The sequence below is a fragment of the Terrisphaera buseokensis genome, from assembly GCF_047521145.2.
In the GTDB taxonomy this organism is placed as follows: domain Bacteria; phylum Verrucomicrobiota; class Verrucomicrobiia; order Opitutales; family Opitutaceae; genus ER46.
In genome coordinates this window covers 6,646,211-6,662,841 of record NZ_CM134186.1, presented here as the reverse complement: position 1 = coordinate 6,662,841, position 16,631 = coordinate 6,646,211, and the positions used below count along the sequence as shown (strand labels likewise).

Here is a 16,631-nt window from a genome sequence, read left to right as displayed (position 1 = left end):
ACAGGGGAGCTGGCATTTGCTCTCGTTGCCGGTTTCCAAGTTCAAACCCTCGCGCATGCCCATGGCCGCCACTCCTCCCTCTGATTTGAAGCCTGCCGGTGACGACCGCAACCTCGTCGCAGTCGATGCGACCACCGCGGTGTCGTTCGAGGACAAGATGCAGTTGTTCTGGAAGAACAATCGCACGCTCGTTTACGGCGTCTGCGGCCTGATTCTGGTCGGGATTGTCGGCAAGGGCGTCTGGGATCGCATGGCGCAGGGCAAGGAGCTCGATGTCGAGAAGGCCTACGCTGCCGCCACGACGAACGATCAGCTGAAGGCTTTCAGTGCGGCGCACCCCGGGCATTCGCTCAGCGGGATTGCACAGCTTCGCATGGCCGATGAGGCCTACGCTGCCGGCAAGTCGGCCGACGCCGTCGCCGGTTACGAGAAGGCGATCGGCGTGTTGAAGGACGGCCCGCTCGCGGTTCGCGCCAAGCTAGGTCAGGCCCTCGCGAAAGCCCAGGCGGGCAAGGTCGCGGAAGCCACGAGCGAACTGAAGGCGCTGGCGGACGACGCCAAGAATTTCAAGGCGCTCCGCGCCGAGGCCGCGTATCATCTGACGAGTCTCGCCGTCGAAGCCGCCAATGCGACCGAAGCACAGAAGTACGTCGACCAGTTGAATCAGCTCGATCCGATGGGGCCTTGGGCGCAACGCGCCGTTGCCCTGCGCGCCACGCTCCCCGCCACTCCGGCTCCGGCCGCGGCGGCACCGGCGGCGGCGACCGACGCGAGCCTGCAGCTGAAATTGCCGGGCGCGAAAAAGTAAGATCCACCGATCTTCCTCCCCCGCTGGCGCTCGCCGCCGCGGGAAGCAAGGTCCGCCTAAAGCTCAGGCCGTGCGCAGTGCGTGCGGCCTTTTTTGTGGGCTGAAAACGCGATCAGCCGTCGAGACGGCAAACCGCCCGCGAATCACGCGGATGGACGCGAATCTCCGCGGTAGTACCAAATGGCTTTTGCTTCTGCAGCTTGGTCGTGGCTGCGAGCGCCAGCGAGCGGATGGACCGCCACTCGCTGGCGCTCGCAGCCACGACAATCAGAGAAAGGGAAAAGCCATGGCTGTTGATACAACGACAAACCCTCTCACGGTCCTCCTCCCGCAGGGTCCAATGTGAGGTGTGCACCCAACGGCGACTCTGTCCGCTTGCGCCCTCTCGCCCAATTCGCGGGCGACGGTATGGCTGGCTGACCGGCAAAGCTGGTGTTAGGGCGCCGCCTCGTAGATCTCGATTAGGGCCAGACCGGTGGAGTTGGCCTGGTTGGCGTTGGCCGGACCGGTCACCTGAACGGTGTACGCGCCGGGTTCGAGGTAAACAAGCAGCGCGGCATCGAGACTGTTGGGGCCAAGGGCAAACGCGCCGGATTGCGTCGCGGCTGCGCGAATCAACGCCGCTTCGGCATCGCGAAACCAATCGTCGTTGGTCCGCACAGGCGTCGCACCACGGAAAAGCGTGAGCTGCGGATTCGGGAGCGCGCCGGCGACATTGAACGGCGGCGTGCCGAGCGTCGGGCCGATGCCGCGAATCAGAAGGCGTTGTGGCGCGGGTCCCGTGATCACGAAGCCGGCGATGAGGGGCGATGCGGGCGTGACGAGGCCGCGGGAGGACACGTTCACGAGACGTCGCACGCCCGGCGCCTCATTGTTGGCCAGTACTTCGTAAACCTCGGCGAGGGTCGTGCCATTGCCGCCGCCGACCACCACCGAGTAGGGGCCCGGCTGCAGGGTGGTCAGGATGGCGGCATCGGCGCTGCCGGCGCGGAACGGAAAGGCACCCGCGCGCGTCGCCGCCGCCGTGATCGCAGCGGCATTCGCGGCCGGAGTATCCCAGTCGTCGTTCTGCCCGATGATCTGGTTGCCGCGATAAAGCTGCAGCGTGGGATCGGCCAGAGCGTTGGCTACGTTGAACGGTGCGGGCACCAGGGCGGGGCCGGCTGCGCGAATCAGAACTTGTTTCGGAGCGGTGCCGGCGATGACGAAACCGGTGATGAGATTTGCCGCCGGTGAGGTCGTCGAGCGCACGGACAAATTCACGATGTGCTCCGTCCCGAGTTGGGCCTCGACGGCGCCCGCGATCGTGCCGGTGACGCCCGCTGCCGTGCGGACCGTGCCATTGAGGGTGCCGGCGCTGAAACGAAGATCCAGCGCGGCCTGCGACGACGTCGTGACGAGAAGCCGGCCGGTGCCGTCGAGCGTGCCGCGCGCGGCATCCAAGGTGGTGCCGATCGCGGTCAAGAGCAGCGCCTGTCCGTCCGCAGCCACGATGGCGTCGCCGCGGCCGGACGCACTGCCAACCAGCGCCGCGCGGTAAACACCGGCGAGTGCGGCGGAGGGACCCGTCGCAGCGATCCGCGATCCGTCAAACGTCGCGTTCAGTTCGGCGACGGTGCCGGAAACTGCGCCGGTTTCGGCGTTGAGCGCGCCGCGAAGCGAGATCGGCTGGGGCGCGGCGGCGGGGACGGGAGTGGCCGTGGTGGCGGCGACGTCGGGCGCGGACGCGAGCGTGACCGTGTTGAGCGCAAAGGTGCCGTTGAGTTCAACGCTCAGCGCGAGCGCTGCGAGTCCCGTCTGCAGTCCGGGCAGCGAGCCGAGGAAAACGGCGCTGCGATCGGCGCGAACGTGCAGCGCGAAATCGCCCGTCGCGCCCGCGAAGCGGCCGAAATAGGTGCCGCTGAAATCCCGCGAGGTGACCGTGAGTGTGGCGGCGGGACTCGTGGCGGTGCCGAGGGCGTTCGTAGCGATCACCTCGTAGCGACCGGCGCTGGCCGTGGTGACGCTGGCGAGGGCGAGCGTGGCGTTGGTCGCGCCGGTGAGCGCGGTGCCATTGCGACGCCATTGGAACGTCGGGGTTGGGAAGCCGGTGACATCGACGCTGAATCGGACGCTCTCGCCGGCCAACACCGTCTGGCTGACCGGTGCGCTCGTGATCGTGGGAGCGGCGCGGACGGTGAGCGTGGCCGAGGCGGTGGCGCTGCCCGCGGGATTGGTGACCGTCACCGTGTAGCGTCCGCTGTCAGCCAGCGTCGTGGTCGCCAGGGCGAGCGTGGCAGTGGTGGCGCCGGCGATCGCGCTGCCGTCCTTTTGCCACTGATACGTCGGGGCCGGCGTGCCGATCGCCGCGGCACGGAAGGTGACACCGGTCCCCGCGGTGACGGTCTGATCCGGCGGCGGGCTCGTGATAAAGGGCGAAAGGCTGCCGGAGGTGAACGTGTAGGTTCGATCGAGCGCTTCGGCCGCGGCGAAACTGTCGTTGCCCGCCTGCGTGGCGCGCACCACCACGCTGCCGCCGGAACCGGTGAGGATGTTGCCGTTGAGCGAAGCCGCACCAGAGACGAGCGTGAGACTCACGGGCAGATTGGACGACGACGTCGCGGAGAGGACGATGCTCGAGCCGGCGATGGCCGTGGTGACGGTCGGCGCGAGTGAGAGCGTTTGGGGGCGCTTCGTGACGTAGATGGCCGTCGGGAGCGAGGTCGCGGTGCCGTAGGGATTGGTCGCGATGAAATAGTAGACCGCGGTGTCCGTGAGCGCGAGGGGTGCGACGGTGAAGGTGGTGCCGGTGGCACCACCGACGGCCGTGCCGCCCTTGTACCACTGGAATGCCAGCGGCGCATCGCCGTCGGCGCCGCCGGTCAGCGTGACCGAGTCGCCCACGTAGGCGCTGGCTCCGGAGGGATGGAGCGTAATCGAGGGTGAGGCCGTTTGGCCCCAGCCGAGGCTGGGGAGCGCGGCCAGGCCGCAGAGCGCAAGAAAGCCGAAACGCATGATCGGGTTCAACCAAGGCCTGGACGCGATGTCCATGCCGTGGTTGCGACAATCTCCGGGGTGCGGCCCGGCGGCCCGAACGTGAGCCGTCACAACGGCGTCAGCTCGCCGGTCGCCGGCCGCGCGTAGCCGTTCCAATAGGCGTCCAGCAGCGTGCGATCCGGCTGACCGTCCATGACAACGAAACGGAAGCGCGCTACGTAGGGTTTGCCCGGTTCGATTTGAAACTCGCCCAGCTGCTGCGGCACGAGGCTGAAGTACGGCATGTTCGGGTGCAGCCGCACCGGCTGCGGTGCGCGAAAGTTCGCGGGGTGGCCGAGCGTCGCCGTGCCCGCGAGCGCGCCGCCCTCGACCTGGCCGCCGAGATAAACCCACCGGGCGCGCGCAGTGTTGCCCTGGATGCGGTCGGCGAGACCTTCGGAGGTCAGGAAACGAGCCGCTTCGCCCGGGCCGTTCCAGGCGCCGGCGCCGCGAAAGCCGAATCCGCCATAATGATACTGCGGCAGGATCAACGGATCCGGGGTGGCGCACGTCTGCGTGATCAGCAGGTCGAACATCCGCACGGCGCGGACCGCATCGATCGCGTAGGCCGTCAGCTCCCAGGTCACGTTCAGGGCCGCGACCGGTTGCGGGGCGGAGCGATCGATCATCTGGTGTCGCGCCGAAAATCCCCCGTGCACCGGGCCGCTCCACGTCCGATCGAGCGCCACGAATTCCTCCGCGCCGGACTTGTCCTGCATGTTCCAGAAGTCCGGCGCGCGGCCTTGGAATTTTGTCTTCGTCCACGGCGCCCAGATCCCGTGATGGTGGGCGTGGTTCGACGGATAATCATCGGTCACGAGCTTTCCGGCCGGCGAGAAAATCGGGTGGATGTAACCGGCCCGCACGATCTCGGGCTTGATGTCGGCGCGGGGCAGGACGTTGCGATCGGTGCGGTAGCTCAGCAGGGGCTGGCCGCTGACGCGGACCCGGACGTCGCCTTGATCGCGGTTGACGCTGACGGCGTCGCGAGCGGTTGCCGCACCGGAAACGAGCGTGAAGGCGAGGGCGGCGCCGGCTTTCTGGGCGGGAACGACGAAGCGCGCGGAGCCGTCGGCGTCGACCTGCAGCGGGAGTGTTTTCCCCGCGGCGTCGCGCAGGACGGGATTTTTCGGCGCGTCCTTGGGCAACGCCAAGGTGACAAGGGTGCCGGCGCGATCGACGTCAGTGGCGCCGACGCTCACGCGATAGTCGCGAGCGGCAATCGGCGGCAGCAGCGGGCCGGCCGCAACCAGCGCTAGAAACAGGAGGGCAGGGGAACGCATGGGATTTAGCAGGGGGAAAACGCGGATTCGACGAATGGGACGACGCCTGTTGGTACTGCGAGGGTGCGGCCTGAACGCCATGGGGTGGGATGAAACTGCGGACACTGCCCCTCCTGCTCCGGCGAACGAAGCCGGCCGGCGCGAGGTCGGCGAGCGGTGCGCGGAGCTTTTGGGCGCGGTCAGTATCGGAACGATCCTGGGGTGGCTCGCAAGCGCCGAGTCATCGGCGTCAAGTCTGCCCATCAAAGCGGTGCGGACGGTGGCGCTACGGCAGGAGGTGCGGATTCCGATTTGAGCGACAACCATCGGCAGCGGCGCGGACCAAGCCGCGTGAAGCGTCCGCTCCATGGCCCACGCCCGTTTTCTGGCGCGCGTTTGATTTCGCGTTCGGCAAGCGGCGCGCATGGGCCCAGGCTGCCGCGGTGAAAAAGGTTTTCTTCGCCGCCGGCATCCTCGTCTTCGCCGCCTTCGTCGGGTTGGTTTTCCTAACCAAGGACGTCCAGGTGGCGGGACCGGTGCACGTGGGCCATCTCTGGACGGGAAAGCCCGGCGACTCCTGGGTGCTGTGCTATGTCTCGGCCGAAGAGCGGGCGCAGCAGCGGCGTGTGTCCCCGGGGAGAAACTCAAGCTACACCACCGACACGTACTATCGGTATCGTCTGCACGTCCGTACGCTGCCCGGCGGCGCGATCGCTCGCGAGGTGCTGCTTGGCGATTTCAAGCGCGGCGAAGGGCGGCCGGCGCCGCAGATCGTCGGGGTGGTCGGCGACATGCTGTGGTTGTGGCACCACCAACTCGAAGCGCGGGCATTGCCGAACCTTGAGGTGCGTGGTGACGAGGCGGCGCTGCGCCGGACCGACCCGGCGGCCGCGGACCTGATGCCACGCGAGGTTACCCAGTTCAAGGTGCTGGCCTCGCCCGCGGGACTGTTGATCCGGGGCCGGGATGCGCGATTCTATCTCGTCGACCCGATGCGTTTCGCGCTCTCGCCGGTGGCTGCCGCGGATCTGCCGGTCACGACGTTTGCGAGTCTCGCCGATCACCGGTTCGATTTCATCACGACGCCGGCGCAAGGGCGGAGGCTCACGTCGCCGTACAACCAGATGAAGCAGCATCTCCTCACCAGGGACGGACAGTGGTTCGGCCTCCTTTCGGAGTCGGAGCGGGACCAGCAGCCGAAGTGGATCACCGAGGATTCCCGGCCGTCGGGCAACGTCGCGCGATCGCTGTATCGCGCGCCCTATCAGCGCGACGATCGTTACGCGGTGATCGACCCGAAGGCGGTGGCGCGCACGGGCGATGCCAGCTTCGTGCAGGGCGGGTTTCTTTTGCGTCATGGCTGGACGCCGTGGCAGCTGACTGAGCCGGCCTCGGCGCTGGTGCTGGCCAAGCGTCGGCTCGGCGAGGCCGAACCGTGGGAGGTCATCCGGCTGACCCTGGACGGTCGAGTCGCGTGGCAGGCGGCCACCGGACTGGCGGATCCCGGGGAATTTATCGACGCCGGACCGTACTTCGTCGTCGCAGGGCGACCGTTGCCGAACTCCGTGGGCGGTCCGGAGGCGGACCGACGGGAGCGCATCGTGTGGATCGACGAGGCCACCGGCGCCAAGGCCACACTGCTGGTGGCCACGGGCGAAGTGACGAAGTGAACGGTCCCGCAGCGCGGGCCTGGGCGGGCGTCGAGCAAGGCAGGGCGCGTTGTCTCCAACGCGCCGCTTTCCGGGTTTCGTAAGGGTGAGCGCGGCGGCTTGGTGACCAGCCGACCTGCCGTCACGCAGGCGTTCTCGTCGCCCGCTTAAAGATCGCGCAACTCCGTCAGCTGCCGTTCCTCAACGCTCACACCCAGCTGTTCGCTTTCCCGCCGCACGCGCAGCATGCCCTCGCCCGGGTAACGGACCGGTTCGCCGGCGACGAGCGGCGCGGCGGTGTGCAGGTGATCGACGAGCGCGTTCACGGCCGCTTCAATTTCGCCCGCGCCGGCCAGTGCGGTGACGTTGATCGCGATGAAGACCTGCGACACGGCATACTCGGTGCCTTGTTGCGCGATCTGATGGGAGGCCTGGCCGCCGGACACCAAGGCCGCTGCCGCATCGAGCACGACGGCCAGAGCCGATCCTTTCCAATGGCCAATCGGCAACGGCCGACGCGACGCGAGAATCTCACCCGGATCGCGCGTGAGCTTTCCCTCGCGATCGAAGCCGCCTGCGATCGGTGTTTCACGGCCCTGGCGTTTGAGCACCTCGAGTTTGCCGTTGGCGAACTGGCTCATCGCCATGTCGAGGAGCAGGTGGCCGTCCGGCCGCGGCACCGCGATGATCATCGGGTTGTTGCCGATCGCGACGTCGGCTGAGCCCCAGGGCGGCATCAACGGAATCGTGTTCGTCCAACAAATCCCGATACAGCCCGCGTCGGCGGCCTGCAGCCCGTACGCGCCGCCGCGCATCCAGTGATTCGTGTTGCGCAGGCCCACGCATCCAATCCCGTGCAGCCGGGCCAGCTCGACCGCGCGTCCCATCGCGAAATGGGCGTTCCAGAGTCCGACGCCCATCCGGCCGTCCCACTTTTCCAACGCGCCCAGCCCGCCGACCCGCACGGGGTCCGCGGTCGGGTCAAGGCGTCCGCTCTTGAGCAGCGCGACAAACCCCGGAAACCGGTTCAGGCCGTGGGAAAAGACGCCGTCGCGCTGGTTTTCGGCGAAGAGGCGGGCGACGAGGGCGGCACGTGGATCCGCGAGGCCGTGGCGCACGAGCACGCGGTGCAGCTCGCTGACGAGGTCGGAAAAGGGCAGACGCGGCATGAGACGGTGCCGACAGAGGAAGGCGGGCGAAGCGTCGCCGCAAGCCGGGACCGCGACCGCCCCCGGACGCAGGCATTGAGCCGACTTACCCTCCATCCACGGCATGCTCCCGGGAAATCATGGCTCATGCGATCCAGGCTAGACTTGATCGTTGTCCTCGTGGTCTGGTGCGGGTGCACCGCGCGCGTGACCGGCCGCGGCGCCTCGCCCCGTTCTGCCTCCGGTTCACCCAAACCCCCCGTTCACCATGCGTGCACCTGTTTCGAGCCTCCGCGCCGTCGTTGTCGTTTTCATGCTTCTGTCCCTGGCTGCGCTGGGCGTGGCCGCCGTACCCACCGGCAGCATCTCCGGCCGCATCCAGAATGTGGTGACGGGGCAGTACCTCAACAACGTGCGCGTGGCGGTGCGCGGCACCGAGCAGGTGGCGTTCACCGATCAGACCGGCAGCTACCGGCTGGCGGGGGTTGCGGCCGGCCCGGTGGTGCTCGACGTCTTCTTCACCGGCCTGGATGCCCAGGAGATCGCGCTGACCGTCGCGCCGGATCGCAATCACGAGCGCGATGTCGCGCTGACCAGCGCCGCCCGCTACGGCCCCGACGGCACGGTGAAGCTGGATTCCTTTGTCGTGGCGACGTCGCGCGAGACCGATGGCGAGGCGATCGCGATCAACGAGCAGCGGTTCGCGCCCAACATCAAGACCGTGATCGCGGCCGATGCGATGGGCGACGTCATGGACGGCAACGTCGGCGAGTTCCTGAAATTCCTGCCCGGCATCACGGCCGAATACGACACCGAGTCCGGCGGCTCCGTCGCCTCGGTGGCCGTGCGGGGGTTTCCCAGCAGCATGGCGGTGCTGTCGACCGATGGCATGGAAATGGCGAACACCGGCAACCCGCAGGGCGCGTCGCGGGTGTTTCAGTTCAAGGAGGTTTCGATCAACAACATTTCGCGGCTCGAGGTCACCAAGGTGCCGACGCCCTCGACGCCGGCGGACTCGATGTCGGGCTCGATTGACATGGTCAGCAAGAGTGCGTTCGAGCGGAAGAGCGCGCAGCTGCGCTACAGCGTGAGCCTCGCAGGCATTGATTCCCGCCTGAGCCTGCAGCAGGAGCCGGCCACGTCGGATCGCATGATCTACAAGGTGCGGCCGAGCGTAAGCTTCGACTACACGCTGCCCGTCACGAAGACGTTCGGCCTGGTCGTGACCGGGCAGTCGCAGAACCGCTTCATCGAGCAGCAGCGCTCGACGAAAGGCTACACCGCCACGGCGGCGGGCACGGCGGCATCGTTCGGCCGGCCGTTCCTGTCGAGCTACCAGTTGATCAGCGTGCCGCGCGTGAACACCCGCAGCTCCGTCGCGTTGAAGGCCGACTGGCGCCCGCATCCCAGCGGCGTGCTGTCGCTCAGCCTCGAGCGCAGCCAGTTCATCTCCGACCGCTCCAATGCGTCGATGGCGTTCACGACCGGCACGAATGGCACGCCGACGCCCGCCACGGGTGTTCCGCTCGTGTTCGATGAAACCTCCACCCAGGGCGCCACGGGCCGCGGCGGCGTCACCCTGATGGGCCTGGGCGCCTCGGTCGTCCAGAAACTGGATACGAAGGCGGCGAGCCTGCGCTACCGCTTCGACAACGGCACCTGGCGCGTCATGGCCGGCTTCGGCAAGTCGAATTCCGAGGGCGGGTATCAGGATACCCGTGACGGGCGTTTCCGCACCCTCGGCATCGCGCTGACGAATCCCGTGCGCGTCACGCTCGCGAACGTGAACGAACTGCGCCCCTGGAGCATCCGCGCCTTCGACAACAGCAACCGCGAGGTCGATCTTTATGATCTGAACAACTACCGGCTGAACACGGCGCAATCGACGCCCCGGCCGATCCGCGACGCGCTGACGAATGTGAAGCTGGATGTCCGCCGCTCCCTCGACTTCCTGCCGTTCCCCGCCGGTCTGCAGACCGGCGGCATGGCGCGCACGAAGGTCCGGGATGTCCGGCGCGAGAGCATCAACTGGACGTACAACGGCCCCGACGGCAACGCCGCCACGCCCGACGCGCCGACTCCGTATCGGATGACCAACTACGTCGGTCAGCCGGAGTATTTCGGCTTCAGCAACCTGCCGTTCGTCTCGCACTACAAGGCTTGGGACGCGTACCAGGCGAATCCCGCGCTGTGGAGCAAGACGCCGGCGCAGCAGGTGACGGAGGAGCAGTTCCGCGTGACGAATTCCGAGCGCCTCGCGGAGGATGTGGCCGCCGGTTACGTGCAGGCGGAGCTGGGGTTGTTCCACAACCGCCTGAAGGTGCTCACCGGCGTGCGCTATGAGCGCACCTCCGCGCAGGGCGAGGGCGTGAGTTTTGATCCGAATGCGGTCTGGCTGCGCGATGCCGCCGGCGGCTTCGCGCACGCCGCGAATGGCGCGCGGATCCGGCGCACGGAAGCGGGCGCGGTCGGTTCGATGGAAGAGCTCCGGCTCACGCGGAAGGATCGCGGCTTCCGCGCGGACCGCACCTACGACGGCTACTATCCGAGCGTGCACCTGACGTATCATCTCAAGGAGAACTTCCTCCTGCGCGGCGCGTATGCGCGCACGTACGGCCGGCCTGATTTCACCAATCTCGTGCCGAACGCCACCATCGACGAGACCGACTTCGATGACAATGTGCCCGATCCCGATCAGATCCCGGGTCGAATCTCCGTGCGCAACACCGGCCTCAAGCCGTGGTCGGCGGACAATTTCGATTTGTCGCTCGAGTACTACACGGCGCAGGGCGGGTTGTTCAGCGCCGGGGTGTTTCGCAAGGACATCAAAAATTTCTTCGGCAATGTGGTGAAGCTCGCGACCGCGGCCGATCTCGCGTTGCTCGATCTCGATCCGCGTTACCTCGGCTGGAGACTTTCGACGACCTACAATCTGCCCGAGACCGCGCGCGTGACGGGTGTGGAGTTCAATGTCCGCCACTCGTTGCGCGCGCTCGGCCGGTGGGGCAGTTATTTCCAGGCGTTCGCGAACGGCACCAAGCTCGATCTCGACGGCAGCAAGGACGCGGAGTTCGACAGCTTTGTCCCGGAGAGCGCGAACTGGGGTGTCAGTTTCAGCCGGAAGCCGTTTTCCGCCATGGCGCGATGGAACTACCGCGGGACGCAGCAACGGGCGAGTCTGCCGGCGCTCGGTCCCGATGCGTACGAGTTTGTTCGCGGGCGTGTGACGCTCGATGTGAGCGTCGACTTTCAGCTGCGCCGCGAACTGTTCCTGTATTTCAACGCGCAGAACATCCTCAACAAACCGGAAATTCTCGAGCGCTACGGTTCACAAACCCCCGGCTACGCGCGGCGGTATCAGGAAATGACGCACGGCGTGCAGCTCACGCTGGGCGTGAAGGGGACGTTCTAAGCCGACCCAGGCAGTTGAAAGTCTCGGGTTGGGGGTTGATAGCGGCTTGACGCGGACCTCAGGCGAGAACTTTCGGGCCGGGGATTTTACAGGAGGCAACTGAGGCAACTGAGAGCGGATTTCATGGGTCTTCTCTTGTAAGACTTCCGCCGGAGCGTGTCCCTTGGATTTCGCGGGACACTGTGCAGGTGACCGAGTGCTGCTGTTCTCTGCGGCCTCGGTTGCCTCCTGTAAAATGTTTGGCGATTGAAAACGAAGCACCCGCTCACGCCTCGGTTGTCGACCGGCGGTGTTTTCGTGGTCGGGGCGACAGGATTCGAACCTGCGACCTCCTGGTCCCAAACCAGGCGCTCTACCAGGCTAAGCTACACCCCGGACGACGAAGGTCGAACCGTTGGCCATGGTTCGGGCTTGTCAACGACCGTCTCGACGAACCGCCGGTTGCGAGGGGCAACGAGCCCAGGGGCGACGGCGGGCGTGGTTCACGGTGAGGCACGAGGCGAGGCGTACGATTCGAGCCACGGTAAAATAAGGTGAATTTCCGGGCGGCGGTGCATCCCGTCACTTGTGGATAATCTCTTCTTGCCTCGTCGTATATTCCGCCTTCTTCTCGCGCTTTCACCTCCCTCCATGGATACCATTTCTCGCGAAAATAATAGCATGCTTCCGGTCGGCGCCATCATTGTTGGCGTGATCGCTTTGCTGCTTGGCGGTTATGCCGCAATTACCTTGTCCAAGGTCAACAAGACCCTGGCTGAGCAAGAGGGCAAACTCGCGAAGGTGGAGGCCCTCGAAGCGACGGCGAACGCAGCCGCCACGTCGGCCGACAAGACGTCCAAGGAACTTGCGAGTCTGCGGTCCCAGACCCAGGCCGGCTTTGATCAGGTCGGGCCGCTCCTCGGTGAGCTCCGCGCCTCGGTCACGAAGCTCGAGGATGCCGCCAAGAAGCCCGTCGTGGCTGCTGCGGAAAAGGGCAAGGAAAAGGGCAAGAAGGGCGCTCCGGCTGAAGCCGGTCCCGGCGAGTACATCGTCAAGCCCGGCGACAGCGGCGTGAAGATCGCCACCGCCAACGGTGTTTCCCTCGGTGATCTGCAGGCCGTGAATCCCGGCGTCAGCTGGACCGGTCTCAAGGTCGGCCAGAAGATCAAACTGCCGAAGAAGTAAGTTTTCCGACCCTCGAATCTTTTGAAAAGCCTCTCGCCCTTCCGGCGGGGGGCTTTTTTCTGCCCCGATGAGTTCAGATTCACCGCAGCCGTCGCGTTGGGAAAAACTCGGCCAGCGCTCGCAATTGCAGACGCGGGTGTTCGAAGTACGGGGCACGCGTTATCGGCATCCAGTCCGTCTCACCGAACGCGAATTCGTCGTCATTCACGCGCCGGATTGGGTCAATGTCGTGGCGGTTACGACGGACGAACGCATCGTGCTGGTGCGGCAGTTCCGTTACGGCATCGACGAGTTTTCCCTCGAGGTGCCGGGTGGCGTGATGGAGGCGGGCGAGGATCCCGTGACGGCGGGACTGCGCGAATTGCGCGAGGAGACTGGGTTTCATGGCGCCTCGGCGCGCTTACTCGGGAACGTTCATCCGAACCCCGCGATTCAGGCGAACCGCTGCCATTTCGTTCTGGTGGAGGGCGCGGAGCGGGCCCACGAGTTGGAATGGGACACCGACGAAGAACTGCAAGTCACCACGCCGACGGTGGCCGAGGTCCTGGCGCTCGCTCATGCGGGGGCAATCGTCCACGGCCTGGCGCTCAATGCGCTCATGATGTTCGAGCAGGTGTGGCGCGAACGGGGCGGGTCGCGCTGATGCCGCGGAGGGATTGGACAGAATAAGCAGAATGGACTGAATCAATCTACCGAGGCTGGAGCTGATCCTGTTGCGGAGTGAGATCGCCGAAGCGCGTTTCTCTCAACTCTCAGCTCTCAACCCTCAACTCTGCGCTCTGAGCTCTCAACCGTCCGCAGTGCCTCCGCCCCTTCTCTCCGAGGTTAGGGTGGCTAATAAGCGTGCGTTCATGACCGCGTGTCTTTACTTCGGCTGAGTGCTCTCAGAAATTTTCAGAGTTTTGCGCTAACCACCCCAACGGCGAAATCTTGCGATGAATCTAGTTGGCTTACTCTTTGGCTCGTCCATCGGCCGGAAAATTCTCATGGCCGTCACCGGCGTGGTTTTGATCGGCTTCGTCATTGGCCACCTCGTGGGCAATCTCCAGGTCTTCCAGGACCCCGACCACATCAACGGCTACGCCCAGTTCCTGCACCAACTGGGTCCGCTCCTCTGGGTTGTGCGCATCGGCCTGCTGGTCGCGGTGTTCATTCACATCTGGGCCGCGACCGTCCTGACGCTGGAAAACCGCAAGGCGCGCGGCGGCGAGTACGGCTTCAAGCACACCATCCGGGCGACCCTCGCCTCGCGCACGATGCGCCTGACGGGTTATGTCGTGCTGGCGTTCGTGGTGTATCACTTGGCCCATTTCACGTTGGGCGCGGCGCAGTCGGCCACTTACAAGGACAACCTGCCGGCTTATACGATGCAGCATGAGTACCGCGTGGCGGGCTTCCCGGTGGTGGCCGCCGGCACCAAGGTTGCCGACGTGCACTCGATGGTCATTCACGGTTTCGAGAACAAGGTCGTGTCGCTGTTTTACATCGTGGCCGTGGGCCTGCTGAGCTTCCACCTCCTGCACGGGATCGACAGTCTCTTCCAGACGATGGGTTGGCGGACGGCCCGCTGGTCCGCTGCACTCCGCGCGGTAGCGCTCGTGTTCTGCATCGTCTATTTCGTCGGCAATCTCGCGATTCCCGGCGCGGTCCTGGTCGGTAAACTCCAGCCGCGCACGGCTCTGGCCGCGACGGCGGCGCCCCGTTGACCGGCTCCTCACTTTCAACCCGCAGCCTTTAACGTACAACTCGCGCGCAGCGCGCTCCCATGGCCACGCTCGACTCCAAGGTTCCCTCCGGCCCGCTTGCTGACAAATGGCGCAAGCACAAGGTGGACATCAAGCTCGTCAATCCCGCCAACAAGCGGAAATACGAGGTGATCGTCGTCGGGGCCGGCCTCGCCGGCGGCTCCTGTGCCGCGACGCTCGCCGACCTGGGCTACAAGGTGAAGTGCTTCGTGTTTCACGACAGCCCGCGCCGCGCGCACTCGATCGCCGCGCAGGGCGGCATCAATGCCGCGAAGAACTACCAGAACGACGGCGACAGCGTTTACCGCCTCTTCTACGACACGATCAAGGGGGGCGACTATCGTTCCCGCGAGGCCAACGTCCACCGGCTCGCCGAGGTCTCGGTCAACATCATCGACCAGTGTGCCGCGACCGGCGTGCCGTTCGCCCGCGAATACGGCGGACTGCTCGCGAATCGTTCGTTCGGCGGCGCGCAGGTGTCGCGCACCTTCTACGCCCGCGGCCAGACCGGCCAGCAGCTCCTGCTCGGCGCCTACTCGCAGCTCTCGCGCGCCATCGGCGCGGGCACGGTCGAACTCCATTCCCAGAGCGAAATGCTCGATCTGGTCGTCGTGGGCGGCCAGGCCAAGGGCATCATCACGCGCGATTTGATCAGCGGCGCGATTGAGCGGCACGCGGCGGACGCCGTGGTGCTCGCGACCGGCGGCTACGGCAACGTCTTCAATCTCTCCACCTACGCACGCGGCTCCAACGCCACCGCGATCTGGCGGGCCTACAAGCGAGGCGCGTGTTTCGCGAATCCGTGCTACACGCAGATTCACCCGACCTGCATCCCGGTCAGCGGCGACTATCAGTCGAAGCTGACCCTGATGTCGGAATCGCTCCGCAACGACGGCCGCATCTGGGTGCCGAAGAAGAAGGAGGACGCGAGGAAGGATCCCGCGCAGATCGCCGAGGACGATCGCGATTACTATCTCGAGCGGATGTATCCGGCGTTCGGCAATCTCTGCCCGCGCGACATCGCGTCCCGGGCGGCGAAACGCGTGTGCGACGAAGGTCGCGGCGTGGGCACGAGCGGACTTGGCGTGTATCTGGATTTCTCGGACGCCATTCGCCGTCTCGGCGAGAACGGCGTACGCGAACGTTACGGCAATCTCTTCGACATCTACCACGAGATCACCGGCGAGAGCGCGTACAAGACGCCGATGCGGATCTATCCGGCGGTGCACTACACGATGGGCGGCCTGTGGGTGGACTATAACCTGATGTCCAACGTCCCGGGCCTGTTCGTGCTCGGCGAGGCCAACTTCTCCGACCACGGCGCCAACCGCCTCGGCGCGAGCGCGCTGATGCAGGGTCTTGCCGACGGCTACTTCGTCCTGCCGTACACGGTCGGCGATTATCTCGCCACGCAGAAGCCGGGTTCGCGGCCGAGCGCCGAGGGCGCCGAGTTCAAGGCGGCCGAGCAGAACGTCGTCGCGATGACGCAGCGCTTCCTCGACAACAAGGGCAAGGAGCCGGTCAGCCACTATCACAAGCGGCTGGGCAAGATCATGTGGGAATTCTGCGGGATGGCGCGCACGAAGGCCGGCCTGGAAAAGGCGTTGAAGCTGATTCCCGAGCTGCGCGAGGAATTCTGGGCCAACGTCCGCGTGCCCGGCTCCGCCAACACGCTCAACCAGTCCCTCGAGCAAGCCGGCCGCGTGGCCGACTTCATCGAGCTCGGCGAACTCATGTGTCTCGACGCGCTGACGCGCGAGGAGAGCTGCGGCGGACATTTCCGCGAGGAGTACCAGCATCCGGACGGCGAGTGCAAACGTGACGACGAGAAGTTCTCGCACGTCGCCGCGTGGGAGTTTCAGGGTCCCGGCCGCCCGCCGTTGCGGAACATCGAACCGTTGAACTACGAGTTCGTGAAGCCGAGCATGCGCAGCTACAAATGATTGCCCAGGTCGAGGAGTCGACAAGCCGAGGAGTCGAGATGCCGTACAAGAAACAGTTTCGTTTCGAGAAGCTGACCGTATGGCAATCGGCGCGTCGACTGGCGGGCGAAGTGTATTCCCTCACCAAGGCCTTCCCGAAGGATGAGCTGTTCGGACTGACCGGGCAGCTGCGGCGCGCGGCGGTTTCGGTAAGCGCGAACATCGCCGAAGGCAGTGGGCGCAATTCGGACGCGGACTTCGCCCATTTTCTTGAAATCGCCTACGGTTCGGCGATGGAAGTCGCCTCCCTGCTCTACATTGCCACGGATGCCGGCCTTCTGACGCTCGAAACGCGGGACTCACTTTTGGGGCAGACTTCCGAGGTGACCGCGCAACTCAGCGCGCTTAACCAGTCGCTTGCCGTTCCACGTTCCAAGACACCTTTCCCGCGCCGTGCTTCGTCCTAGTCCGGCTCTTCGACCCTTCGCCTTCTCGACTCCTCGACT

11 protein-coding genes and 1 tRNA gene are annotated in these 16,631 nt (G+C 65.8%); 8 read left to right on the top strand and 4 right to left on the bottom strand.

Annotation, left to right across the window (positions count from 1 at the left end):
- The first annotated feature begins 61 nt into the window (after nt 1-61).
- Entirely contained in the window at nt 62-808 is a 747-nt protein-coding gene (locus ACLJEU_RS25130; RefSeq protein WP_414661255.1) for a YfgM family protein, read from the top strand.
- Between the two features lie 435 nt (nt 809-1,243).
- Here ACLJEU_RS25130 and ACLJEU_RS25125 read toward each other — a convergent pair whose 3' ends face one another.
- Both ACLJEU_RS25125 and ACLJEU_RS25120 read right to left on the bottom strand, forming a co-directional pair.
- Complete coding sequence (locus ACLJEU_RS25125; protein ID WP_414661256.1) at nt 1,244-3,838, bottom strand: immunoglobulin domain-containing protein; 2,595 nt, start codon at nt 3,836-3,838, stop codon at nt 1,244-1,246.
- 53 nt (nt 3,839-3,891) lie between these two features.
- Entirely contained in the window at nt 3,892-5,106 is a 1,215-nt protein-coding gene (locus tag ACLJEU_RS25120) for a DUF6807 family protein (protein WP_414661257.1), read from the bottom strand.
- Nucleotides 5,107-5,528: 422 nt separating this feature from the next.
- Here ACLJEU_RS25120 and ACLJEU_RS25115 point away from each other — a divergent pair, with 422 nt between their 5' ends.
- Nucleotides 5,529-6,755 (top strand): hypothetical protein, encoded by a 1,227-nt coding sequence (locus ACLJEU_RS25115; protein WP_414661258.1) that lies wholly within the window; start codon nt 5,529-5,531, stop codon nt 6,753-6,755.
- Nucleotides 6,756-6,901: 146 nt separating this feature from the next.
- On the opposite strand, the gene yiaK is transcribed toward ACLJEU_RS25115, so the two are convergent.
- Nucleotides 6,902-7,903 carry a 3-dehydro-L-gulonate 2-dehydrogenase gene (yiaK, locus tag ACLJEU_RS25110; RefSeq protein ID WP_414661259.1) on the bottom strand — a complete coding sequence of 334 codons (1,002 nt, stop codon included), beginning with the start codon at nt 7,901-7,903 and terminating at the stop codon, nt 6,902-6,904.
- 247 nt (nt 7,904-8,150) lie between these two features.
- On the opposite strand from yiaK, the gene ACLJEU_RS25105 reads away from it, so the two are divergent.
- Nucleotides 8,151-11,294: a TonB-dependent receptor gene (locus tag ACLJEU_RS25105; protein ID WP_414661260.1), complete on the top strand. Its 3,144-nt coding sequence runs from the start codon at nt 8,151-8,153 to the stop codon at nt 11,292-11,294.
- A gap of 298 nt (nt 11,295-11,592) precedes the next feature.
- On the opposite strand, the gene ACLJEU_RS25100 is transcribed toward ACLJEU_RS25105, so the two are convergent.
- Nucleotides 11,593-11,669, bottom strand: a tRNA-Pro gene (locus tag ACLJEU_RS25100).
- 255 nt (nt 11,670-11,924) lie between these two features.
- Here ACLJEU_RS25100 and ACLJEU_RS25095 point away from each other — a divergent pair.
- The 5 genes from ACLJEU_RS25095 to ACLJEU_RS25075 all read left to right on the top strand — a co-directional run bounded on the left by ACLJEU_RS25095 (nt 11,925) and on the right by ACLJEU_RS25075 (nt 16,592).
- Nucleotides 11,925-12,458 carry a LysM peptidoglycan-binding domain-containing protein gene (locus ACLJEU_RS25095; protein WP_414661261.1) on the top strand — a complete coding sequence of 178 codons (534 nt, stop codon included), beginning with the start codon at nt 11,925-11,927 and terminating at the stop codon, nt 12,456-12,458.
- 67 nt (nt 12,459-12,525) lie between these two features.
- Nucleotides 12,526-13,101, top strand: coding sequence for an NUDIX hydrolase (locus ACLJEU_RS25090; RefSeq protein WP_414661262.1), 576 nt, complete (start codon nt 12,526-12,528; stop codon nt 13,099-13,101).
- 292 nt (nt 13,102-13,393) lie between these two features.
- Nucleotides 13,394-14,164, top strand: coding sequence for a succinate dehydrogenase cytochrome b subunit (locus ACLJEU_RS25085; RefSeq protein ID WP_414661263.1), 771 nt, complete (start codon nt 13,394-13,396; stop codon nt 14,162-14,164).
- 59 nt (nt 14,165-14,223) lie between these two features.
- Nucleotides 14,224-16,146 carry a fumarate reductase/succinate dehydrogenase flavoprotein subunit gene (locus ACLJEU_RS25080; protein WP_414661264.1) on the top strand — a complete coding sequence of 641 codons (1,923 nt, stop codon included), beginning with the start codon at nt 14,224-14,226 and terminating at the stop codon, nt 16,144-16,146.
- On the top strand, nt 16,143-16,592 hold the full coding sequence (locus ACLJEU_RS25075; RefSeq protein WP_414661265.1) for a four helix bundle protein: 450 nt from the start codon (nt 16,143-16,145) through the stop codon (nt 16,590-16,592). Before ACLJEU_RS25080 ends, ACLJEU_RS25075 begins: the two co-directional genes overlap by 4 nt.
- Nucleotides 16,593-16,631 lie beyond the last annotated feature (39 nt).